Genomic DNA, 23,584 nt, shown 5'->3' with positions numbered 1-23,584 from the left:
GAGATGGGGAGCAGGGGAGCAGGGGAGCAGGGGAGCAGGGGAGCAGGGGAGCAGGGGAGCAGGGGAGAGGAAGAGAACCAATAACCGAATTCACCCTTCATACTTCATACTTCACCCTTCATCCTTCAATAAAAAACCCATCCTGACTTCATAACCAGGATGGGAGAATAGCGTTCAATAGAACTAGTCTATTGATTGAACAGAATTCTTAGAAGAGATTTTGAAGCACCGAAATATTAGAAAGTAGCAGGTAAGCGAAGGCTGCCCCGCCAATACCGCCGATCAGGAAACCCGTTGTATAATCGCTCCAACCTTCCCTCGTACTCAAACCTTCTGGCGGTTTCGGTGTTGTAACGATATTGATGGGAGGACTGGGTTGCCGACTGGCATAGAGGGATAGGGCAACGGAGGAAATCACAACTAATCCTACCGTTGATAACAATCCTGACAAATTAGCAACATCGGTGTCCCGTAGAGGACCGAGCTTGGCAAAGGGGCCAATCAACCAATAGCCGTGAGCCATGCCAACTTCTAAACCTCTACGCAAGGGGGAAAGCCCTTGGCGATAGGCGGGCAAGTTACTAATGAAAGCCTTGACAATAGGCGAACTATTAACGGGTGTTGAGAAATTACCAATTTGAGGATCGTCATAGACAGGGTGAACAACTTCCCGATTCCTGGGGTCCCCTGGTCGATTTTTTGATTCGCTGATTGCTTGTACCATTTTTTTTTGCTCAGATGGCATTATTGGCACTATTTTATGGGAATAAGCGGCTTAAAATCTCCTTTCTTTGGGTTGAACTTTATAAAAGTTAATTGATTTTGAATTGACCCGTTCAAGCAGATAGAAACTCGCGATGGGTGTGGCAAGAATTTCGTTTTCAATACCACAATCATCGCAAGTTTCAAACAATAATTAACTCGACAACCTTGAGGAAATGTTTTTCCTGATGGTTGTTATTTAGCATCTCATCCCAAAGAGAGTAGATCGGGGTAAAGAGCGTTAATTGCAATCAACAATACTGCTGTACCTGAAAGCAGTAAAAAGAGCTGAATGGGTGCCAGAGAAAGCCAAGTAAGGAAATTTTGCATGAATTATTCTCCCAAAAGCAATAAGCAAGCGTTAGAGTGTGATTAACGAGGTGAAACAGGAATTTCGGTTTCTTTAGCCACCAATTCGCCAGAGAGCAGTTCTTTAACTGCGGCTAGAGGCCAAGTGAAACCACTCAACATGATCGGCAGGGCACGAGGCACATCGATGAAGATTTCTCTTTGTTCTGAGTCTTTTTCTTTTCTGACAGAGATCAGATAAGTCCGACCAACCCAACCAATCCAACCAGCAATATATAGGAAGAGCAAGCCCGGAACGATAATTTCATCCGCGTGGCTGAGACGTCCATCTACAATCAAGCGAGGTAGACCATCAGGGCCGCAAAGCTTGTTTGCATAACGATCCATCCGGTTGGGAGCAGAACTGGGGTCGCCAACTGTCGGACGCGCTTGTTTAGCACGTTGCTGGAAGGCGGGAGACTCGCGGCAAGGAACGAGTCCTGAGACCTCATCAGCCGAAGCCGCAGGAGCAAAGTTGAGCCAGAGACCAATCGCTAAAATAAAAGCCAACAATTTTCGCATTGAATTGTTTCCTTTTGTTACGAAACAATAAATTTTCTGTACAAAAAAGATGAAGCTATTTGTACACCGAAGCAATCTTACTCTTCCTGGTTAATTGAGTAAAGTTTAAGTAACTAAAAGTAGTATTTTTATTAAGGCGCTCGAAGAATGGCAATCGTATTAGCAATCGAAACTAGTTGTGATGAAACAGCGGTAGCAGTTGTCAACGATCGCGTCTGTTGCAGTAGTGTTGTCGCGTCGCAAATTCCGATTCATCAAAAGTATGGGGGAATCGTACCGGAAGTGGCGTCCCGTTGCCATGTCGAAACCCTTAATGATGCGATCGCACAAGCTCTTGCCGAAGCGAATATTGACTGGGAGGCAATTGACGGCGTTGCAGCAACCTGTGCCCCCGGTTTAGTCGGAGCGCTACTTGTGGGGTTCACCGCCGCGAAGTCCTTAGCCCTCGTTCGCAACAAACCCTTTTTAGGCGTTCATCACCTCGAAGGTCACATCTACGCCAGCTATCTAAGTGAACTCGATTTGGAACCGCCTTTCATCTGCCTGCTCGTCTCCGGCGGTCACACCAGCTTAATTTACGTCAAAGACTGCGGTTACTACGAAACCCTCGGAGAAACTCGTGACGATGCGGCTGGGGAAGCCTTTGATAAGGTGGCACGGCTATTGCAGCTTGGGTATCCCGGTGGCCCGATTATTGACAAACTTGCCAAAGAAGGAAATCCCTTGGCTTTCCCCCTACCGGAAGGGAAGGTGTCTCTGGCTGGGGGTGGCTATCATCCCTACGACTCTAGTTTCAGTGGCTTAAAAACGGCGGTGCTGCGGCTGGTACAAAAACTCCAGCAAGAACACTCACAACTTCCGGTGAACGATCTGGCGGCTAGCTTTCAGGAGACTGTAGCAAAAGCCTTGACGAAAAGAGCGATCGCCTGCGCCCTCAACTACGGAGTTAACACTATAGCCGTTGGCGGTGGCGTTGCTGCTAACAGTGGATTGCGAAGCCATTTGCAAGCCGCCGCGAAAGAACGCCATCTGCGGGTAATCTTCCCTCCCCTAAAGTACTGCACCGATAACGCCGCCATGATTGGTTGTGCTGCCGCTGACCATCTCAATCGGGGACACACTTCCCCCCTCACCTTAGGTGTTCAGTCTCGCCTCTCTTTGACTAAGGTGATGCAGCTTTATCAACACGAATCAGCAGGGTAAATGAGGAAATTTTTACTATACTTTGCTGCCGTCTACGTGCAACAAAAAAGCCAGTATTAGCTCCCTAGGAAGGTCTAATACTGACTGAGGTTAACTTGTTATTCCTCTGACAACAGAAGAATCAAAGGAGTTGGTACATAAAACGAAGAGAAGCCAAAAATTACCAGCCCTAGGGGGCCAGAGCATTACCCCGGAGCAGGCTACCAATAGTCTTGGCAGTAATCTTCATCTGAACGATGGGATTTGCTGGGACGACGGTTTTGTACAGATAGCTGTCAAAGGTGAGCTTCTGAACGTCACGGTCGGCACACATTTCCACAAACGCTTCGCGGGTGGCGTCGGAGCGGTAGAAGACAGTTTGCAGGATGTCCAGCACCTTGTAGGTGATGCCGTACTGCTTATCCCAACGCTTTAGATAAAGCTTTAGGTCGGCTTCTGTAGGAATGCGAGCGCCATTGTTGGAGGTTTCCACAATGGTTTCCGCGCACATCCGGGCAGATTTGGCAGCAAAATAGATGCCTTCGCCAGAGGACTTGGTAACGGTACCAGCAGCATCTCCAACTAGGGCGACGCGACCAACAACGCGGCGAGGTCTGGGATGCTCAGGAATGGGGTGAGCTTCCACCTTGATGATTTCGCCACCTTCTAGTCGCTTGGCAGCACGAGCGCGGATACCTGCTTGCAACTTCTTAATTTGCAGTTTGTTGACCTTCATCGTGCCCGTACCGACGGCGACGTGGTCGTATTTGGGGAAGACCCAGGCGTAGAAGTCAGGAGAGACATCATTGCCGACGTACATTTCTGCTAGATCTTCGTAGTACTTCATCTGCGCTTCGGGCAGACGAATGCGCTCTTGGAAGGCGATCGCATAATTATAATCACCGGCATCAATTGCCTTGGCGACGCGGGAGTTTGCCCCATCTGCTCCAATGACGAGGTCTACTTTCAGTGTTTTGGGTATTCCTTCCAGGCTGCCATTGGAATGGTCGGCGTAATGGAGGGTGTAAGGAGCGGTGTTATTAGTCGGAATATCAAGTTTGTGAACAGTGCCGTTGATTAACTGGGCACCACATTTGGCGGCGCGATCGCGCAGGAAGCCATCTAGGACTTCACGGCGGCACATGCCAATATATTCATCTTCTTTAAGCGTGCTACCAATGTTGACTTCAACATTGGACGGCGAGATCATTTTCATTTTTCTCACCCGCCGATCGATAATCTCCGGCGGCAGGTCAAATTCACTCACCATACAGAGTGGAATTGCTCCGCCACAGGGCTTAGCATTGTCAAGCTTTCGCTCAAATAAGTATGTTTCAATGCCTGCTTTTGCCAGCGTTTCAGCGGCAGAGGAACCCGCAGGCCCTGACCCAACAACAGCTACCCTTAGAGTCAAAGCGTTTCTCCCATCTCTTTCTCGAGCTACGGCTTGCATAGTATCACGGAGTTTTTTCTGACTGAGCACTCACATCGCAGATATGACAGAAATGAAATAGAGCTTAACAGATTGATACTTCTCAATTGGCAGACGGGGACTTGTAGTTCTCAATGCAGTACTCTCAATCGAGGCAAGGGAGATTGTGGCGATTGCTCTGGAATTGATTGTAGTGGAGCAGATTGTGGCGATTGCTCTGGGCTTAATTGTGGTAGTTGCGGTCAAGAAAAGATCGCAAAAAGATTTAACGAATATTACTGAGTATGTTATAAAACTACAGTAACCCCATCGATAAACTGGGGATTAATAAGTGCTATTAGCCAGAGCAGTTGTCAGCCTAAGCTTTGAATAATAAGCCACAACTGGTACGGGTTAAAGCTGGTAGCGTATAAAGTGGCTCGCCGATGTGAGGTAAGAAGTTCAGTGGGCATTGTTGTTGAGAACGTATCGAAGCAGTTCGGCAGTTTCCAAGCTGTTGACCAGGTGAGCTTAGAAATTAAGTCAGGTTCCCTGGTGGCGTTATTAGGGCCATCGGGTTCGGGAAAATCGACTTTGTTGCGGCTAATAGCAGGGTTAGAAAGCCCCGATAGCGGCAAGATCTGGTTGACAGGAAAGGATGCGACTCATCAAAGCGTACAAGACCGCAATATTGGTTTTGTATTTCAGCACTATGCTCTGTTTAAGCACATGACAGTGCGAAAAAATATTGCTTTTGGTTTGGATATTCGTAAAACTTCCAAAGCACAAGCGAAGGCGCGGGTAGAAGAACTTCTGGAACTGGTGCACTTAAAAGAATTAGGCGATCGCTATCCCTCTCAGTTATCCGGTGGTCAGCGGCAACGGGTTGCCCTCGCACGCTCCTTGGCGGTAGCACCCGACGTGTTGCTGCTAGACGAGCCGTTTGGTGCGTTAGATGCCAAAGTCCGTAAAGACTTACGCTCTTGGTTACGACGCCTGCATGATGAAGTGCATGTGACGACAGTTTTTGTCACCCACGACCAAGAAGAGGCGATGGAAGTCTCTGATGAAATCGTGGTGATGAATCAAGGGAAAGTGGAGCAAATTGGTACGCCAGCCGGAATTTACGACCACCCGGCGACACCGTTTGTGATGAGTTTTATTGGCCCGGTGAACGTACTACCTAGCACGTCTCGGATGTTTCAAGGGAATGGCTTTGATTCTGCCCAGCCAGAAATCTTCCTGCGTCCCCATGATGTTGTGGTGGAGACGACGCCGAATGGAGTGTCGGTTCCGGCAAGAGTCAAGCGCGTGATTAATCTCGGTTGGGAAGTGCAAGCCGAGTTAGTCTTAGATGACGGTCAGGTTGTAACCGCCCACCTGGCTCGCGATCGCTTTAATGAGTTGAAGCTGGCACCTCAGCAGCAGGTTTACGTCAAACCAAAGGACGCTCGGTCTTTTCCGCTATACTATTCGATTTAAAGCTGCACCAACCAAACTCACACCTTGCCATCCAACCTGAGACAGAGTTACGCCAGAGAGGCTGAAGGCGGTCTTTAACCATCTCTAGGGTATTAACCTGTAGAAGGCGGGAGGCAATTTGCTGGGCGTCAGTAATAGTTCCCTAAAACACCTCAGTTGCTCAACTGACCCAATGCTATGAACCGGAGAAGCTTTTCTTTCAAACGGTGGCGATCGCTTACCCAATTTATTTGTTTGTTCTGTGCTTGCTTCTTTTTCGCAGTTAGCTGCACAAATCAGCCAGCGACGAATTCCACCGCTTCACCGGAAGCGAGTGCTGGTAGCGGACGCCTCACTGTAGGGACAACCCTCAAACCTCGAACCCTAGATCCCGCTGATGCTTACGAACTAGCAAGCAGTAATATTCTCCAGAGCCTAGGCGATACCCTCTATACCTACGAATTGGGTACAGATCAGATCAAACCCGAACTCGCTACAGCCATGCCGGAAATTAGCGAGGACGGTTTAACCTATAAAATTCCTCTCCGGGAAGGCGTTGTCTTCCACGACGGCACACCCTTCAACGCCGAAGCGATGGAATTTTCCCTAAAGCGCTTTAGCGAAAACGGCGGCAAACCCTCCTCCCTGTTGTCGGATGTGATGGAATCGGTGGAAGCAACAGGGGAGTACGAACTCACCATTAAGCTGAAAAATGCTTTTGCGCCCTTCCCTTCCTTATTAGCCTTTGATGGCATGGCGGCGGTATCCCCCAAGGCTTACGAAATTGGTAACGGTAAATTCCAGCCGACCACATTTGTCGGTACGGGCCCATATAAATTGTCGGAATTTAACGCCAACTCTGTTCGCTTGGATGTTTTTGATGACTATTGGGGAGAAAAGCCAGCCAATCAAGGTATTGACTTTCAAATTCTCACCAGTTCGGCGAACTTGTTTAACTCCGTTCAAACGGGAGCCGTCGATATTGCTTACCAATCCTTCGATCCCGATCAGATTGTCAGCCTCAAAAAGGGCGCGTCATCAGGTCAATGGCAGGCAGTTGAAGACCCCAGCAACAACATCAGCTACCTGGTGTTGAACACCAAGCAGAAACCGCTGGATAATCCAGAAGTGCGCCAAGCGATCGCGGCAATAGTTAACCGCAAATTGATCAACGAGCGCGTCCTCAGAAACCAGGCAGAACCCGCCTATAGCTTGATTCCCACAGGTTTTGATGTTTCTAAGCCAACCTTTGAGGAAGCCTACGGCGACGGTAATATTGCTAAAGCCAAAGAACTCCTGGCAAAAGCTGGATTTACCAAAGAAAATCCTCTAAAACTTGAGCTGTGGTATCCTTCCTCCTCAGCCGTTCGCCAACAAACCGCTAGCACGCTGCAAGAATACGCCAACCAGCAACTAGAGGGAATCGTCCAAATTCAGCCGCAAGGCGTCGAGTCCCCTACCCTCTTTGGCAACATCGGTAAAGGGATTTATCAGAGCGTGTTGCTAGATTGGTATCCTGACTTTTCTGACCCAGATAACTTTATTCATCCCTTGGTAAGCTGTACCAAAGGCTCAGAAGCCAATGGTTGTGAAGAAGGCGCATCCCAGAGTCAGGGGTCGTTTTACTATAGCGATCGCATGAACCAACTGATCGCTCAAGAGCGCACCGAACAAGACCCCAAAAAGCGGGCGGAAATCTTCACCGAAATTCAAGAGTTGCTAGCGCAAGACGTTCCTTTAATTCCCCTCTGGCAACCCAAAGAATACGCCTTCGCCAAGGACGGATTAGAAGACTTGAAACTCGACCCTATTCAGCGGCTACCCTTGTGGCAAATTTCCAAAGGAAACTAAAAATTGGCGGATCGGGAGACTGGTGAAGAGGGATTTCTTTTGATCAGATGTTGGGGTAGGGAACAAAATAACCTCCCCTACTCCCCTACTTCTCTACTCCCCCGCCTCCCTATCTCCCCTGCCCCCTACACCCATTTATGTCTCGTTCCAAAGCCCTACAGTATTACGTCCTCACCCGCCTTCTGCTGGCTCCCTTGATGTTGTGGACGATTGTCACCCTAGTGTTTTTGCTGTTGAGAGCAACACCCGGTGACCCCGTAGATGCCGTGCTGGGCGGTCGCGCTCCCGATAGCGTTAAGGAAGCTTATCGGGAGCGTTTGGGACTCTCAGCCCCCTTGTGGTTGCAGTATCTGCGCTATTTAGGAGACTTACTGCACTTCAACCTCGGCACCTCCATCACTAGCCAGGGTCAGGATGTTTGGGACATCATTCAGCGCCATTTTCCGGCAACGGTGGAATTGTCAGTGTGCGGAATGGTCGTGGCGTTCCTAGTTGGTGTTGGTGTGGGTACTCTGGCAGCCTCCCATAGCGGTACGGCTTTGGATGTGGGGGGGCGGTTGTTTGGAATTATCACCTACTCATTGCCGCTGTTTTGGGTGGGGATGATTTTGCAATTGATCTTTGCCGTACAACTGCGGTGGTTTCCCCTAGGAACTCGCTTTCCCATCACCTTACCCACACCTACTGGTTTCACAGGTCTTTACACGGTTGACAGTCTGCTAAGTGGCAACTTAAGCCAGTTTTTCACCGCGTTGTACTATCTCGCTCTACCCAGCATTACCTTGGGGGTTCTCCTCAGCGGCATTTTTGAGCGGATTGTGCGGGTGAACCTAAAGCAAACCCTCAAAGCCGATTATGTTGAAGCCGCGAGAGCCAGAGGCATCCCCGAACGGCGGATTGTTTTTGCCCACGCTCTGAAAAATGCGATGATTCCGGTAATTACCGTGTTGGGACTGACCTTGGCGGCGTTGCTGGGAGGGGCAGTCTTGACGGAAGTAACCTTCTCTTGGCCGGGTTTAGGCAATCGCCTGTATGACGCGATTTCGGCACGAGATTACCCGACTGTGCAGGGAATCCTAGTATTCTTCGGCGCGATCGTGGTATTGGCGAGTATTGCGATTGATATTATCAATGCCCTAATCGACCCGCGTATTCGATATTAAAAAGAGAGTAGGGGCAGGGGAAGACTTATAGCAAAGTGCTGAGTCGGTGAGTACTGACTCCTAAGTTCAAGTTCAACTAGCACGCTTCCTTGAGGAATCAGGAGTGTCCTAAGCTATAGGTTGACTGCTATAAGGCGTGTTTTCTCGCCCCGGAGATCCCCCTAAATCCCCCTTAAAAAGGGGGACTTCGGCTGAATTATTCCCCTTTTTAACCCTGGCTGGGAGGATCTGAATCTGACGGGGAAGGCAAGAAAACACGCCCTAGCCCCTACTGATTGTGTCTCCCTATTTCCTCACTGTTATTCACCAATCACTCTCTTTCTGGCTTCTTCCTGACAGCAGGCATGAGCTTTAAATGCTTCTGAGTATTCAGTTTAGGTAAGGCTCGGCTTACTTTTGAGTTGGACTTGACTGACTTGTTAGCCGGAGTAGGAACAGGGTAATTGATGGCGGTGTAGACGGACTCAAGTTGTTGAGCGACTTGAGTTTGCTGTTCTAGTTGCTCGGTTGTTGAAACCAGAGTGCTTAGTCCATTGACTAATTCTTTGAGATTGTTGCGGAAGGTAGGGTCGCCTGTAAGTTCATCCAAGTCAGACGTAATCTTCTGGGCATTCTCGAAGGTGACTCTGGCAGAATCTAGGGTTTGTTGTAAAACCAATACGTTCGCCGGATCGGAGAAGTCTCGCAGGGTGGTAGAGGCTTGAGCCGCGTTCGTAGATAAGGTTTCCAAATTTTGCAAGAGCGTGTCAATGTTGAGGCGACCAGCAGAGGCATTGAGTCCGTTGACAGTCGTGCTGATACGAGCAATGGTAGGGTCAAGGCTGACCACAGTTGCCCGGAGTTGGTCGCTGGTTTGGGTGACGCTATCTAAGGTTCTTACCAGGGTGGAGCGATTAGAGACGATCAGGTCGTTGGCATTGGCAGCGAGTTCATTGAGTTGGGCGGCTGTGGCGCTGTATTGATCAGCCGTATTAGAAATGCGATTGGCGGCGATACTTACTTGAGCAGAGGTTTGAGCGGCAGCTTGGTTGATGGAGTTAGCCGTGGTGGAGAAGGTGTTGACTTCTTGCCGGACAGCACGGGATAGCTGGGACAAATCACTGGAAAGTTGGGCAACTCCGGCAGCCGCAACGCCAGCGTTCCTGGCAGCACTGTTGATGTTGTTGAAAAAAGCTGGATCGCTGTAGAGTTCGGCAAAGCGGTTGCTGTTCCGAATCAGGGCATCAAAGCTTACCCCAATTTGACCTGGAAGGCGGTCATTGTCACAAACAATCACCTGGGAGTTGCAGTCGTCAGCCAGTGGGTTAGCCGTTAGTACCTCGGGTGGTACGGCTTGTAAGGGAGTGATATCGATGGAGGTTTCGCTCAAAAAACCAGATTGATTGGCTTCGACGATCGCGTTGCTAGGAATCCGTAAGTCAGCGCTACTAATTTCGACAACGACCTCAACACCATTGGCAGCGGCTTTGATGTTCTTAATGCTGCCGACAGTAACGCCACGATAGCGGACAGGTGCCCCGATTTGCATACCATTTGTGTTGATAAATTCCACAAAGATTGTGTAGGTGCGGTTGCCTAAGGTGAGACCGCGTATCCAAAAGGTGAGACCGCCAAATAAAGCCAGTCCTACTAGTATGAGTAATCCAACTGAGCCTTCTCTAACAGTTCGCGATCGCATAATCTATTCCTCCCTATTAGCTTGGCTAGACTAAAGCATTGAGCGCATAGTGTTTTGTTTTTTACTGATCAGCGTTCTGCCATGCTGATCCTCCTAGACCTGAATACTTTCAGTGTGACGTGTTGCCAGCTATCGCTATCCTAACCGACTACATGGATTGGCCCCTTAACACTGGCACTGAAGAATTGTCGCACTAAGGGATTGTCAGTTGTGTCAATTTCTTTAACGCTGCCCTGCCATTGCACTTTCCCTTGATAGAGAAAGGCTACCCGGTCGGCAGTACGGCGAATAGTACTTTCTTGGTGACTCACCATCACATAGGTACTACAACCACCTTGAACAGCTTGTAACTGGCGGACTAAGTCCTCAATTACAGTTGAGGCGATCGGGTCAAGTCCTGCTGTGGGTTCATCGTATAGTAAAACTTCTGGGTTGTCCTCAGGCGTATCCGGGTTAGACATAATCGCCCGCGCAAAACTGACGCGCTTACGCATTCCCCCCGATAGTTCTGACGGGAGGAGGTCGCCCACCCCAGGCAACCCCACCATCTCTAGCCTTTGATCGACTAACTCCCGAATCCGCTTTCTGGGCAGTCGCGAGTGCTGATACAGCAAGAACCCGACGTTTTCATCCACCGTCAACGAATCGAACAACGCCGCTTGCTGGAATACCATCCCAATCCCAATAGGGTCGTTGCCATCTTCGACCAAGCCTTCTCGCCGTTGATTTTGGATGTAAATCTCCCCCGCATCGGCAGATAGCAATCCGGCTATAATTCGCAAAATTGTAGACTTTCCCGTGCCTGAGGGGCCAATAACTACCAATGCCTCGCCCTGCTGAATGGTCAGGTCAACTTGATCGAGGATGGTCTTGTTACCGAAGGATTTGCTAATGCCCTTAAGTTCAATCAGCGGCTCAGGCATAGGAGAGATCAAGGAGTAGAGGAGCAGGGGAGAAAAGCAGCCAGGAGGAAATTAACGAGGATTAGTTAAAGGCTAATAATTATTATTCAATTTTCTCTCCCCAGATCCCGAGTTCCTCAGGGATCTTGGAGGCAGGCGAGACACTGCTACGACTCTGCCTCCTTACTCAGCGCGATAATCCTCTAGCGGACGCCCTGACGAACGCCGTTGGCAGCAGCAGTGGTGCTTTCCTCTCCAGCTGCCTCTAGTCCAAAGATCCGATTAAAGGTCTTTTCCACCTTGTAGCCAGAGTCAATAGACTCTAAGGGGTCTTTCCGCAGGCGGTGGCGCAGGCACAAGGTGATGACGCGGCGGATATCATCTACCGTCACTTCTCGGCGTCCTTCAAAGGCAGCTAAGGCTTTGGCGGCACGATTGGTGACAATATCTCCCCGCAAACCATCGACATCTAGTTCTGAGCAAACTTCCGAGATTTTGACGCGCAGGTCGTAGTCCATCTCCACTGCTGATAAGAGCTGTTGCGCTGTCACAAGCTGTTGTTGCAACTCTTTTTGCTGAGGTTGATACTTTTCTAGGAAGTTCTGGGGATTTTGATCAAAGTCTGAGCGTTGTTCCACAATTTCCACTCTCAACGCTGGCTCTTTCACGGTACGAATTTCAGCGTGCATCCCAAATCGGTCTAGCAACTGCGGTCGCAGTTCGCCTTCTTCTGGGTTGCCGGAACCCACCAGCACAAAACGAGCCGGGTGGCGGATGGAAATACCTTCTCGTTCTACAGTATTCCAGCCACTAGCGGCAGAGTCGAGCAGCACATCAACAAGGTGGTCGTCGAGCAAGTTGACTTCATCGACGTAGAGGATGCCGCGATTGGCTTTAGCCAGCAGTCCCGGTTCAAAGGCTTTGACGCCTTCAGAGAGGGCTTTTTCAATGTCAATCGTGCCACAGACGCGGTCTTCAGTTGCCCCCAGAGGCAGGTCAACCATGGGGACTTTCATTTTGACGACTAGTGGAAGTTCCTGAGCCGCCTCATTGCCCATCATGTCTGGGTCGGTCGGATCGCTGTTGTAAGGGTCGCCAGCAATCACATCAATTTCTGGCAACAAGTTCGCCAATGCCCGAATGGTTGTGGATTTTCCGGTGCCGCGATCGCCCATAATCATGACACCACCAACTTTGGGGTCAATCACATTCAGCAACAAGGCCAGTTTCATTTCTTCCTGACCCACAATGGCAGTGAAAGGAAAAACCGCGCGACGGTTTGTAGAGGGCGCTTGGGCAGTCGGACTCACTTTAATTACCTGGTACTAAATCTTTATTCACCGACTCTAATTGTGACATACCTGGTCTTAAGGGGTAGTGTTCTAGACCTGTGGATTTAGGGAGAACCAAGAATAATACAAATGTTCTACTTGAGTTGACTTAACGCAGACATGGAGAACCTTGCTTTAGCTCTGCCAATTCCAGGTAGATACACAGCAAAACTCTCTACAATAAATCGTTTTTGTGTTGTTATGCGACTTGGCTTACTGGTTAAAATCGAATTTGGAAGAGTTTGGTAATATCTTCAGTGTTAAATCGTTTGTAATTAGTCGCAGAGTTAGCAGTTCAATCATTGAGTATCGGATGCAATGGGAGTTAATAAGAAAGTTTTTGCCAGCCTGTCGGAGCAAGATAATTTTTACAAATTGAAAAAAACATGGGAAGTAGAAGAAGGATATCGTGTTTATCACAATTTGCCATTTCTCATGGTTTTCAATACTAATGAGGTTGTTGATATATCAAATGATATGGCGGTAGTTACTGCAATGATGGAAGGAATTAGAACTTCAACGCTTCAATTTACTGATATTGAACAATCCCGATTGAAGAAGACAAGTGTTGATTATACTCTCTGTAATGAGGCAGATGAGCCATTGATTTGCATTGACTTTGATGGTTTAGGGCAAGGATATAATTTAGGTAGCCAGTATTCTTCAAAGAGAAAGGTTAGTTTTTGGAGAAAAGAGATTACTGAGTTAAAGCTAAGAGTAGCCCACGGTTCGCTATTTCCGTATTTTGTAGTTGGATCGAGGTACTTCAAAGATATTGGAGAGGACTTGAAACTTACAATAATTGACGGAATTATCGGAGCAGTCCTATCTCAAATAAAATTTGACAGAAGATTTCACGAATCTCCTTTCCCTGAAGGTGCAGGATGGTCGCAGGAAGACTATGAAAATCTAAGCTCCCAGGAACAATACGAAATCTTTAAACGATGGGCAATTGACTTAGAGGTTGACACAGAATTGGACAATAATCCAATAGTAAGAGAAATTATTAGGCTTTCTTGGAAAGTTGATGCCTGGTCACATTCCATACATCATATGTGTCTTCCTTCTTTGGGTATTCAAGAAAAAGTCTTGCTTGGCGCTAAAGTCACCATCCACTCGAAAGCATTTGGAGATATTGAGGAACAAGCTTATTTACCTAACTTCAAAGTACCTAGATTTTCTGCTGGTTGTCTTGCAGAGCAAATTGCTCGATTATTAGCGTTAGATAAATTGAAAGTATTATCAGAAAATATTTAAATTATTGTTTGTCGGTCTTGCATTAGCGCCATCACAATATGCTTGAAGTATTAGCTATTACCCAACTTGTCAAAGGATACTTTCAAGGGTTCTGAAGATGGTGTATCTGAAGGCAACTTAGTATTCGGTGCGGGAACGACTATATAGCCGGAGGCTGCATCTCCTAGTACCCAATTCCGTTCTAAGCCCCAGTACCACCAGTGGGCAGCGATGTAGGCGCAGATTAGGGCGTCTAGTTGGTCTTCTACGGCTTTTAGGGCTGCGCCTGTGGTGGGGATTTCAGGAAGAAACAAATCGCAGAAAGGCAGAGGCAAAGAGGAAGAAGAAAGGGAAAGAGCGGGTTCTAGGGTAGGAAGAACATTGAGGATGTATTGGTGCAGTTTGATGAGTTCTAGGCGGCGTTCGGCGAGTTTGCCTTTTTTGTATTTGAGGATGCGCTCTAAGTTGAATAAATGCACGATCGCTGGATGAGGAAAGACTTCAATTTGATAGCGATCGCATTTTTGGGGGCTAATGGTTGGGGCGTGAGCAAATCCCCTCGCTTCTAAGCTTAAACCGAACTGAATCGTGTGTTGAGCATAGGGGCGTCCGAGATTAGCCGGGTAACAACCCGCGTGATATTTCCCGAAGTGCTTATGGGTGAGTTTATCCGGCACCCTCATGCTTGTGGTATTGGGGATGAGGGTTGGGGCATCAACGGCAACTATTGCGGGTTCGGTTGGCGGTGCCCAAATATCCACCCAATCCAAAATTTCGGCTACGCTTTGCCGTCTATCTAGCTCTAAAAGTTGCAGTTGTCCATCTTGCCAACTCAAGCAGCATAAACCACTCGCTCCTGAAGTCCAGCCAAGGTCGATTCCGAGAAATTTCATCACTTAACTGTCTGTTGTTTGGGATATGCGATCGCTTTTTCATTTTCCTGCCTTTAACCAACCAAATACCTGAGCAACTGTCAAATCTAATTCCAGAAATTCTGGTACGGGCAATCTATCCTCTCCAGACAATTCTAGTGGTTGCTGATCTGGAAGAAATACTAGTACCGAGCGCTCATCAGGGTCAATAAACCAACCTAGCTGGGTACCATAGTTAAGGCAATGAAGGATGTTACTAATTACCTTTGTTGCTCTTTGAGTGGGTGAGAGAATTTCCATTGTCCAGTTAGGAGCAATCTCAAAGGCATTCTCGACTTCTCCCTCAGCATCAAAGGGAATTCTTTCCCAAGAAAACACTGTTACATCAGGAACAATCGACCTTCCTCCAAAGGTACAGCGCAGTTCTGGAAATGCTAGTGCAATCTGCCGTTCCTCAGCCATCCGATTCACTGCCTCACAAAGCTTGAGTTGAAGTCGGGAATGTTTACCTTGAGGCATGGGTTTTTGGTAAATATGACCATCAACATATTCGTTGGCAGGCTTGTTTTCTGGCAGTTTAAGGAAGTTTTCTAGGGTGATTGGCTCGTGAAGTGTGATTTTCATCAAAACGCGATCGCCTTTCTACGTTGCATTAAAAAAGAAGCGGTAAACTCTTCAACTGCAAGGGAATGCTCACCCTACAGTTGAATTATTTTTATTTCCTACTGCTCTTGCATCAAGCGCAGATAATTTTGTCGGAGTTGGATCAATTTTTCCAGCATACTGTCTGCCATTTCTTTTTCGACATCGCTAATCTGATGCCAGAAGGCGGCAGCACGACGAGCCGCGATCACTTCTTGCCAGAGTAAGTCTGTTAATTCCGCTGCTTGTGGGTTTTCCGCATTTAGGGTGTTATGCAATTGCTCAAACGCCTGCTTGGCTTCCTTGTGGTTTTCCATGTCCTGCACCAGGGAAAGGCACGTCTTGAGTTCAGTTAGCAGGTTCTGGGATGAAGACTGAGTCATAATAGATAGAACTGATACAAAGGGTGTTTGTTGTCAGATTTTAGCGATGCGCTGATTGTGAAGCGATCGCAAAATACTGTCAGAGTTATATATAATTTTGTGGCAGTTTTTGCACAAGCACTTCTTTTTACAAGCTAATGAGCAAGCAGCGAGTTCTTTCTGGGGTTCAACCAACGGGTAATCTTCACTTGGGCAACTACCTGGGAGCAATTCGCAACTGGGTAGAAGCTCAAAGCGAGTACGAAAACTTCTTCTGCGTGGTCGATTTACACGCCATCACCGCTCCGCACAATCCAGCGACATTGGCAGCAGATACCTACACGATCGCTGCCCTCTATTTGGCATGTGGGATTGACTTACAATACTCCAATATTTTTGTGCAATCTCATATCCCGGCTCACAGTGAGCTAACGTGGTTGCTCAACTGCATCACCCCCCTCAACTGGCTGGAGGACATGATCCAGTTCAAGGAAAAGCGCGTCAGACAAGGTAAAGATGTCAATGTCGGATTGCTGGACTATCCCGTACTCATGGCCTCAGATATCTTGCTCTATGATGCGGATAAGGTGCCTGTCGGGGAAGACCAAAAGCAGCATTTGGAACTCACCCGTGACATTGTGATTCGGATAAATCACCAATTTGGCAGCGAAGAGCATCCGGTTTTGAAGATGCCAGAACCGCTGATTAGAAAAGAAGGCGCACGGGTAATGAGCCTCACTGATGGCACAAAGAAGATGTCTAAGTCTGATCCGACGGAAATGAGCCGGATTAACTTACTCGATCCACCAGACTTGATCCAAAAAAAGATTAAGCGCTGTAAAACTGACCCGGTTAAAGGTCTTGAATTTGATAACCCAGAACGCCCAGAATGCCACAACTTGCTGACCCTCTACACCATTCTTTCTGGCAAAACGAAAGCGGACGTGGCGGTGGAATGTCAGGATATGGGCTGGGGGCAGTTTAAGCCGCTACTGACTGAAACGGCGATTGCAGCTCTCAAGCCGATTCAAGAAAAGTATCAGGCAGTTATGGATGATCAGGGCTATCTAGAGTCCGTATTACGCGATGGGCGACAAAATGCCGAAAGCATCGCCAACGCCACTCTCGCTAGAGTGAAAAAAGCCCTGGGTTATTCCGTACCTGTGTAGAGATACAATTGCCTTCTATTGCGTCACGATAATAGTAGTTGTAAGTAGGGCGCTAAAACCCAAGCAATGACCAACCATTTCCGCGCTGCCGTTCAGGCTGGGGAGTTTCTCATTACCGCCGAGGTTACACCTCCCAAAGGAGGCAACCCTGCCCATATGGTGAAGATGGCACAAACCCTGAAAGGAAGAGTACACGCTGTCAATATTACAGATGGCAGTCGGGCAGTGCTGCGGATGTGTTCCGTTGCGGCGTCGGCGATTTTGTTGCAAAACGGGATTGAGCCAGTGTGTCAGATGGCTTGTCGCGATCGCAACCGCATTGCCCTGCAAGCAGATTTGATGGGTGCCAACGCCCTCGGTATCCACAATATTCTTGCCCTCACAGGTGATCCGGTTAAAGCCGGAGATCATCCCGATGCCAAAAGTGTCTTTGACCTAGAATCAGTGCGCCTGCTACAACTGATTCGCCAGCTAAATAACGGGATTGACGTTAACGATAAACCCCTCACTGATGGCGTGACCCATTTATTCCCCGGTGCAGCGGTTGATCCTCAACTCAAGAGCTGGTCAGGCTTGCAGCGTCGTTTTGAGCGGAAGGTTGAAGCGGGGGCGCAGTTTTTCCAAAGTCAGCTCATTAGCGATTTTGAGCGGTTGGAAAAGTTCATGGATCAGATTGCCTCTGGTAGCGGGAAGCCAATTCTGGCAGGTGTTTTTCTGCTGAAATCAGCTAAAAATGCTCAATTTATCAATAAATACGTCCCCGGCGTTGATATTCCCGACTCAACAATTGAGCGGCTAGCCGCCGCTGATGACCCCTTACTAGAAGGGGTGAAGATTGCCGCCGAACAAGTCCAGCTAGCGAGGCAACTTTGTCAGGGCGTTCATCTGATGGCAGTCAAGCGGGAAGATTTGATTGCAAAAATTCTCGACTTCGCAGAAATTCCACCGATTGATGCGGTAAAAGTGCAGAACGGTTCAGTTCCCTAATCAGAAAAATAGTAGATACCCAAATTTTTGCTGTAGCCGTTTACTGGGATAGGGCGATCACCTCTGGCTGATACAATCATTACCTAGCGATACAAATACATTGTCCCAAGTTTCTCTACCTTTATGAACTCACCGACTCCTACCACGGGTGCAGATGCCGTCGATGCCGCAATTGCTCAAGGCATCGATCTAGATGGTACGCCGATTCCCCCAGCCAAGTTGGAACTCTATAACCAAGTTATGGCACTAGAAGCAGGGCGTCAGCGCAGTGGAGTGACGAATACAATGCGTTCTCGGATCGTTCGCATCGGAGCCAAACACCTGCCCAAAGATCAATTGAACCAGCAGTTGAGCGACGCAGGTTGGGCACTGCTTAAAGAGAAAGAAGTTGCTTTTTATTATCAGTCCTAAGCCTGAGAGCGAAAATTAGGGGTGTATTCCTGAGTTAAAAAACCGGAGAAAAGGGGCTGACCATTATTAGCTCCACACAATAGGGGCTTTAAACCATTTCTTCGGTACAAGTAATACCATTTTCCCTTTTAAGAGGCTACACATAGATTCCCCCAACCCACTTTAAAAAAGGGGAGGAAGAAAAGTATCTGTAGCAAGCATTTAGGGATTAGGTAGAAGTAGTATCAATTGACTTTGATCAGATCAATGATCGCTGTAATCAACGCGGCTGACTCGATCGGCTTAGAAAGGTGCCGCTGAAATCCGGCAGCGATCGCTTGTTGTTGATTGAGTTCCCCGACATACGCCGTGAGAGCGATCGCCGGAATCTCACCGCCCTGCTCTGAGGGTAGCTCTCTGACTTGCTGCAACAGCATATACCCGTCCATGTCAGGCATCCCAATATCACTCACCAACACCGCTGGCTGAAACTGAGCTAGCGTGGCAAGAGCTTCTGCTGCTGAACCGACAGCCACAACCTCTGCCCCTTCCTGTTTTAAGAGAAAGGCAACATACTCTCGCATATCCGTCGTGTCATCTACCACTAACACTTTGATACCTTGCAAGCCTGAGAGAGGTTTGGACTCGCCAACCGCTTGAGGAATGACTGAGTGCTGCGGCATCAGCGGGAATTTTACTGTAAAGGTGGCTCCCTGCCCTTCACCAGGGCTGTCTGCACGAACACTGCCACCATGTAATTCAACGATTTGACGGACGATCGCTAAGCCCAATCCTAATCCACCAAATTGTCGAGTTGTGGCACTATCGGCTTGCTGGAAGTATTCAAAGACATGGGGCAGAAATTGGGGGAGAATCCCTTTACCTGTGTCGCTGACCGTTATTTGAGCTTCAGCCTCAATCTGCTCTAAGCGAATTTCAACTCGTCCTCCTGACGGGGTAAACTTGACGGAGTTGGATAACAAGTTCCAGATGACTTGCTGCAAGCGACCTGAATCGCCTAAAACTTGCCCAACCTCTGGTTCCAGGATTGTCTGAATTTGAATCGATTTGGCGGCGGCGGCTAACTGTACTGTTTCCAGTGCGGCGGTGATGGTGGTTGCCAGATTGACCGAATCGACATTTAGGCTGAGTTTGCCTTGGAGAATTCGAGAAACATCGAGCAAATCATCAATGAGCTGCACTTGCAGTTTGGCATTGCGTTCGATGATCTGTAGGGCATAAGTCGTTCGCTCTTGATCCATCTTGCGGTTTTGAAGTAGCTGAGACCAGCCCAAGATCGGGTTGAGAGGCGATCGCAACTCGTGAGACAGTACCGCCAAAAACTCATCTTTAATGCGATTTGCCCGTTCGGCAGCTTCCCGTGCGGCTTGTTCTCGTTGCAGGATTTGTTCTCGTTCGGCTTCAGTGCGCTTGCGATCGCTAATATCTTTGAACAGTACGGCAACTTTTCGGCTCTCCGGCTGCCCGATACGCCATGCATAAACGTCGTACCAGCGGTTCAGTGCTTCGGCGCAATTCTCGAAGCGAAGCGGTTCGCCCGTCATGGCGATTTTGCCGTAGATTTCAAACCAATGCTTTTCATGAGCAGGCGCGAGTTGAAGCATTGTTTTGCCTATCACTTGTTCGAGTCCCGTTTGTTTCCCGAAGGCCGGATTGGTTTCCAAAAAGCGGTAATCAATCGGCTTGTCATTTTCATCAAACAGCATTTCGATGACGCAAAAGCCTTCATCAATGGACTCAAACAGCGTTCGATAGCGTTCCTCTGATTGGCGCAAGGCTACTTCTGCTTGTTTGCGCTCGGTAATATCGACGAGTGCGCCAGGAAAAGAAACAGGTTTCCCTGCCGCATCATACTCAACTCGACCCCGTGCCGTTAGCCAACGTTCCTCACCACTGACAGTCCGAACGCGGTACTCAGCAGCATATTCCTCGCCTGTGTCGATCGCCTGCATAATTGCAGATGAAACGCGAGGACGGTCTTCCTCGTGCATCGAGTTGAGAAAGAAATCAATCGGTAACCCTTCGGATGTCGTACTCACCGGGTCTACAGCAAACAGGTGAGCAAACGCAGCATTGACCCTAACGCGATCGCCGGGAATACTCCAGCGCCAGGTGTAGACAGCTCCCGCCGCCAAAGCAGATTCTAACTGCACATGGGCTTCTCTCAGTGCTAGTTCAGCTTGTTGGCGTTCGGCTTCAATGCGCTTGGCTTCCGTAATATCCCGTGAAACAGCAAGCAGTTGCACAACCTGTCCCTTGGCATCTCGCACTGGCGTAATAATAATATCCCACCATTTCGGTGTGCCCTTGGTGGTGGGGCGATAGCCTTGAAATTGACCGATGTTGCCGATTGTGGCAGCAGCGATCGCGGCTTGGGCTTTTTCATAATCTTCGCCCTCCCACAAATCAGTCCAGACGCTATAAAGGACAGATTTCGGATCGTCGATTTCTAAAAGACACAGCCCGCCTGTACTGATGTAGAGAATTTCACTGTTCAACGCTAAGACTTTGATGCAGTCACTACTGCTCTCCAAAATGCTTTGCTTTAGCTCCTCACTTTCTCGCAAGGCTTCTTCGGCTTGTTTGCGTTCAGTGATGTCGCGAGTGATTCCGGCGACTGCTTCTACTGCCCCCTCTGCATCAAAGAGCGGCACGAAAATGTACTCGTAAGCTCTTGTGCCAAAGGCACTGGTGTAGGGCGTTTCATCTTTGAGCGGTTGGCGCGTGGCGATTACCTGTTGAATCTGTTGCTGATGTCGGGTGGCTAACTCCGGCGGATAATCCAATTCAAAAAAGTTTTTGCCGATCGCTTCAGCATACGTTTTCTGCCAGAGGTCGAGCAGCGGTTTGTTGACGTAAGTGAATCGTCCTGCCAAATCGAAGGTGTAAATAAAATCGGAGACGGAAGATGCCACCGCATCGAGGCAACGACGTGCCGCAGCTTGGCGCGATCGTCCCAGTTCCAGGTTGGCAGAGACACGGGCAAGCAGTTCACTGGCGCTAAAGGGTTTGACTAAATAGTCATCGGCTCCAGCTTCCAGTCCCTCGACTGCCGATTCTTCTCCGGCACGGGCAGACAGCAGCAAAATCGGGATTTGGCGTGTTTGCGGATCGCTTCGCAACTGCCTGAGCAACTCAAAGCCATTCATACCGGGCATCATTACATCACTCAGCACCAAATCGGGGGTGCGAGCAGAGGCAGCAGCCAAGGCAGTTTCTCCATCTGCAAACAGCTCCACTTCGTAGAATTGGCCCAAAATACGGGACAAGTAGTTCCGCATATCTGAATTGTCATCGACCAGCAGAATCCGCGCTGAAGCTGAGAAGTGAGCCTCGGTTTCCTTGCCTTCAGAATTTTCTTCGGGCAACCAACCTAACGCTTCTTGAACATAGGATTTTGCACCAGCAGCAATCGCAGTTGGAACGCCACTTTCCATCAGGCAGTTGGCTAAATGCGCTGTGCCCATTGGCAGCCGCACACGAAAAGTACTGCCTTGACCCAGCGTACTGTCAACAGCGATCGCCCCTCCCTGCAACTGCACGAGTTCCTGCACCAGCGACAACCCAATGCCTGTGCCCTCAAAGGTGCGTCCGCGTGCGCCCTCAACGCGATGAAACCGCTCAAATAGTTTGGGAAGCTCGGCAGCTGGGATGCCTGTACCCGTGTCGCGCACGCTCAGTTCCACCTGATCGCCAACCGGACGCAGAACAACCGCAATCTCTCCTGCAAACGTGAACTTAAAGGCATTCGAGAGCAGATTCAACACAATCTTCTCCCACATCTCCCGATCGACATAAATCGGTTCTGGCAAGGGAGGACAATCAACCGTGAGTTGCAGTCCCGCTTGCTCAACGGTAGAACGAAATAGACTGGCTAATTCCGCCGTATAGGTTGCTAAATCGGTTGGCTGGTAGTTTGCTTTTTGGCGTCCGGCTTCAATGCGCGAGAAATCGAGCAGCGTATTGACGAGCTTCAACAAGCGATTCCCATTGCGCTGCACCATTTCGAGTTGCGATCGCGCTTTTGCCGGAATGCTTCCCTCTAGTTCCGCTAGCGTCTGCTCTAGCGGCGACAGCATCAGCGTCAGGGGAGTGCGAAATTCGTGGCTGATGTTGCTGAAGAAGGCGGTTTTGGCGCGATCGAGTTCTGCCAGTGCTTCGACTCGCTGGCGTTCTGCTTCAAACGCGCGGGCATTGGCGATCGCATTCGTGACATTGCCTGCCACCAAATCAAAAAATCCTTGGTACTCCTTCTCAAAGGCTCGATGAGGATTGATTCCCAAGACCAAAAACCCAGCAATCTGAGATTGTCCCGATTGGGTCAGCGGCACAACCCAGGCAGCAGTAGGCGACTCGTCCCAGGCTCCCTTGGGTAACGCCCCGAATCGAGTTGCTACATCAACAACGACCGCTTGCCCAGTCTGATGAATTCGTCTCAATCCCCATCCGTCATTGTCTTGAGTCAGGTCTACGATTGCTGGCGTTGAAATTTCCGCATCGAATCGGGCCGTTTCAACCAGAGTAGCTCGCTTGCCATCTGCCGCCACTCGATAGAGCAGGGCAAACGGAATATCGTGAGCATTGGTGGCTAAAGCCTGAATTGCACTTCGACAGGCAGCTTCAACCGTCTTAGCTTGAGCCGTTTCCCTCGCCAGCAAGCTTAAGGTTTGTAAGCGGCGATCGCCCAGAACTCGCCCAGTTGTCTCGCTAACGATGCCAAAAATGCCGCCGACTTCCCCGCTCTCGTCCCGCACGGGGTCATAGGAGACATCAAAGTAAGTTTCCTCGCTGTACCCGTAGCGATTGAGAAAGAACAAATAATCTTGCGCCCAGAATGCTTCTCCCGTGGTGACAACTCCATCTAGCAAGGGTTTGATCGCGTCCCAAGTTTCGCTCCACACCTCACGGGCAGGGCGACCCAGTGCCCAAGGATGCTTCGATGCCAGGATAGGGCGAAAGGCATCGTTGTAGAGCTTGATCAATTCAGCTCCCCAGAGCAGGAAAATCTGAGCTTTTGAAGGCAGCAAAATGCTGACAGCGCTTCGCAAACTTTGGGGCCAGTGGTTCACGTCTCCTAAGGGAGTCTGCGACCAATCGAGCGATCGCATCAGGTTCCCCATTTCGCCACCTGCAACAAAAATGCTATCGGCAGCCCTTCCTTTTTCTGAAAATGTCACTGCCGCAACTCCCGCTCCTCGAAATACCTGGCTAGTAGGTCTTCGCCCTGTCCCCTTTGATGCAGCAGTGTTTCAATCTGCTTCAAGGCTAGTGGTAACGCCTGCATAAATTCCGAT

20 protein-coding genes are annotated in these 23,584 nt (G+C 49.1%); 9 read left to right on the top strand and 11 right to left on the bottom strand.

Going from position 1 to position 23,584, the window contains the following annotated elements:
- Positions 1 to 208: 208 nt before the first annotated feature.
- From AC5JR3_RS14615 to AC5JR3_RS14605, 3 genes are all read right to left on the bottom strand, one after another.
- Positions 209 to 724 carry a photosystem I reaction center subunit XI gene (locus AC5JR3_RS14615; RefSeq protein ID WP_495847211.1) on the bottom strand — a complete coding sequence of 172 codons (516 nt, stop codon included), beginning with the start codon at positions 722 to 724 and terminating at the stop codon, positions 209 to 211.
- Positions 725 to 969: 245 nt separating this feature from the next.
- The gene (locus AC5JR3_RS14610) at positions 970 to 1,092 is read right to left on the bottom strand and encodes a Photosystem I reaction center subunit IX (protein ID WP_495847209.1); all 123 of its coding nucleotides are present in this window, start codon (positions 1,090 to 1,092) and stop codon (positions 970 to 972) included.
- 42 nt (positions 1,093 to 1,134) lie between these two features.
- On the bottom strand, positions 1,135 to 1,632 hold the full coding sequence (locus AC5JR3_RS14605) for a Photosystem I reaction center subunit III (protein WP_495847207.1): 498 nt from the start codon (positions 1,630 to 1,632) through the stop codon (positions 1,135 to 1,137).
- A gap of 147 nt (positions 1,633 to 1,779) precedes the next feature.
- On the opposite strand from AC5JR3_RS14605, the gene tsaD reads away from it, so the two are divergent.
- Positions 1,780 to 2,835 (top strand): tRNA (adenosine(37)-N6)-threonylcarbamoyltransferase complex transferase subunit TsaD, encoded by a 1,056-nt coding sequence (gene tsaD, locus AC5JR3_RS14600; protein ID WP_495847205.1) that lies wholly within the window; start codon positions 1,780 to 1,782, stop codon positions 2,833 to 2,835.
- A gap of 169 nt (positions 2,836 to 3,004) precedes the next feature.
- On the opposite strand, the gene chlP is transcribed toward tsaD, so the two are convergent.
- On the bottom strand, positions 3,005 to 4,228 hold the full coding sequence (gene chlP, locus AC5JR3_RS14595) for a geranylgeranyl reductase (protein WP_495847219.1): 1,224 nt from the start codon (positions 4,226 to 4,228) through the stop codon (positions 3,005 to 3,007).
- Between the two features lie 184 nt (positions 4,229 to 4,412).
- Here chlP and AC5JR3_RS14590 point away from each other — a divergent pair, with 184 nt between their 5' ends.
- The 4 genes from AC5JR3_RS14590 to AC5JR3_RS14575 all read left to right on the top strand — a co-directional run bounded on the left by AC5JR3_RS14590 (position 4,413) and on the right by AC5JR3_RS14575 (position 8,700).
- Positions 4,413 to 4,550 carry a hypothetical protein gene (locus AC5JR3_RS14590; protein ID WP_495847203.1) on the top strand — a complete coding sequence of 46 codons (138 nt, stop codon included), beginning with the start codon at positions 4,413 to 4,415 and terminating at the stop codon, positions 4,548 to 4,550.
- A gap of 140 nt (positions 4,551 to 4,690) precedes the next feature.
- Positions 4,691 to 5,707, top strand: a complete 1,017-nt coding sequence (locus AC5JR3_RS14585; protein WP_495847201.1) for a sulfate/molybdate ABC transporter ATP-binding protein — start codon at positions 4,691 to 4,693, stop codon at positions 5,705 to 5,707.
- Positions 5,708 to 5,884: 177 nt separating this feature from the next.
- Positions 5,885 to 7,537 carry an ABC transporter substrate-binding protein gene (locus tag AC5JR3_RS14580; protein ID WP_495847199.1) on the top strand — a complete coding sequence of 551 codons (1,653 nt, stop codon included), beginning with the start codon at positions 5,885 to 5,887 and terminating at the stop codon, positions 7,535 to 7,537.
- A 137-nt stretch (positions 7,538 to 7,674) separates the two neighbouring features.
- Positions 7,675 to 8,700 (top strand): ABC transporter permease, encoded by a 1,026-nt coding sequence (locus AC5JR3_RS14575; RefSeq protein WP_495847197.1) that lies wholly within the window; start codon positions 7,675 to 7,677, stop codon positions 8,698 to 8,700.
- Between the two features lie 310 nt (positions 8,701 to 9,010).
- Here AC5JR3_RS14575 and AC5JR3_RS14570 read toward each other — a convergent pair whose 3' ends face one another.
- From AC5JR3_RS14570 to bchI, 3 genes are all read right to left on the bottom strand, one after another.
- Complete coding sequence (locus AC5JR3_RS14570; RefSeq protein ID WP_495847195.1) at positions 9,011 to 10,378, bottom strand: MlaD family protein; 1,368 nt, start codon at positions 10,376 to 10,378, stop codon at positions 9,011 to 9,013.
- Between the two features lie 140 nt (positions 10,379 to 10,518).
- Positions 10,519 to 11,301, bottom strand: a complete 783-nt coding sequence (locus AC5JR3_RS14565) for an ABC transporter ATP-binding protein (protein WP_495847193.1) — start codon at positions 11,299 to 11,301, stop codon at positions 10,519 to 10,521.
- A 182-nt stretch (positions 11,302 to 11,483) separates the two neighbouring features.
- Positions 11,484 to 12,590 carry a magnesium chelatase ATPase subunit I gene (gene bchI / locus AC5JR3_RS14560; RefSeq protein WP_495847191.1) on the bottom strand — a complete coding sequence of 369 codons (1,107 nt, stop codon included), beginning with the start codon at positions 12,588 to 12,590 and terminating at the stop codon, positions 11,484 to 11,486.
- A 339-nt stretch (positions 12,591 to 12,929) separates the two neighbouring features.
- Here bchI and AC5JR3_RS14555 point away from each other — a divergent pair, with 339 nt between their 5' ends.
- Entirely contained in the window at positions 12,930 to 13,868 is a 939-nt protein-coding gene (locus tag AC5JR3_RS14555) for a hypothetical protein (protein ID WP_495847189.1), read from the top strand.
- Positions 13,869 to 13,918: 50 nt separating this feature from the next.
- On the opposite strand, the gene AC5JR3_RS14550 is transcribed toward AC5JR3_RS14555, so the two are convergent.
- The 3 genes from AC5JR3_RS14550 to AC5JR3_RS14540 all read right to left on the bottom strand — a co-directional run bounded on the left by AC5JR3_RS14550 (position 13,919) and on the right by AC5JR3_RS14540 (position 15,744).
- Entirely contained in the window at positions 13,919 to 14,740 is an 822-nt protein-coding gene (locus AC5JR3_RS14550) for a DUF429 domain-containing protein (protein ID WP_495847187.1), read from the bottom strand.
- A gap of 39 nt (positions 14,741 to 14,779) precedes the next feature.
- Positions 14,780 to 15,343, bottom strand: a complete 564-nt coding sequence (locus tag AC5JR3_RS14545) for a Uma2 family endonuclease (RefSeq protein WP_495847185.1) — start codon at positions 15,341 to 15,343, stop codon at positions 14,780 to 14,782.
- A 98-nt stretch (positions 15,344 to 15,441) separates the two neighbouring features.
- Positions 15,442 to 15,744 (bottom strand): hypothetical protein, encoded by a 303-nt coding sequence (locus AC5JR3_RS14540; protein ID WP_495847183.1) that lies wholly within the window; start codon positions 15,742 to 15,744, stop codon positions 15,442 to 15,444.
- Positions 15,745 to 15,881: 137 nt separating this feature from the next.
- On the opposite strand from AC5JR3_RS14540, the gene trpS reads away from it, so the two are divergent.
- From trpS to AC5JR3_RS14525, 3 genes are all read left to right on the top strand, one after another.
- Positions 15,882 to 16,892: a tryptophan--tRNA ligase gene (trpS, locus tag AC5JR3_RS14535; protein ID WP_495847181.1), complete on the top strand. Its 1,011-nt coding sequence runs from the start codon at positions 15,882 to 15,884 to the stop codon at positions 16,890 to 16,892.
- Between the two features lie 66 nt (positions 16,893 to 16,958).
- Positions 16,959 to 17,879: a methylenetetrahydrofolate reductase gene (locus tag AC5JR3_RS14530; RefSeq protein ID WP_495847179.1), complete on the top strand. Its 921-nt coding sequence runs from the start codon at positions 16,959 to 16,961 to the stop codon at positions 17,877 to 17,879.
- Positions 17,880 to 18,002: 123 nt separating this feature from the next.
- Positions 18,003 to 18,290 carry a small RNA NsiR4-regulated ssr1528 family protein gene (locus tag AC5JR3_RS14525; protein ID WP_495847177.1) on the top strand — a complete coding sequence of 96 codons (288 nt, stop codon included), beginning with the start codon at positions 18,003 to 18,005 and terminating at the stop codon, positions 18,288 to 18,290.
- A 224-nt stretch (positions 18,291 to 18,514) separates the two neighbouring features.
- Here the strand turns inward: AC5JR3_RS14525 and AC5JR3_RS14520 are convergent, their stop codons facing one another.
- Positions 18,515 to 23,467, bottom strand: a complete 4,953-nt coding sequence (locus tag AC5JR3_RS14520) for an ATP-binding protein (protein WP_495847175.1) — start codon at positions 23,465 to 23,467, stop codon at positions 18,515 to 18,517.
- Between the last annotated feature and the right edge of the window lie 117 nt (positions 23,468 to 23,584).

The sequence above is a fragment of the Kastovskya adunca genome (assembly GCF_059505785.1).
The sequence above is the reverse complement of the archived record's forward strand: the minus strand, read 5'-3'. Positions and strand labels throughout refer to the sequence as shown.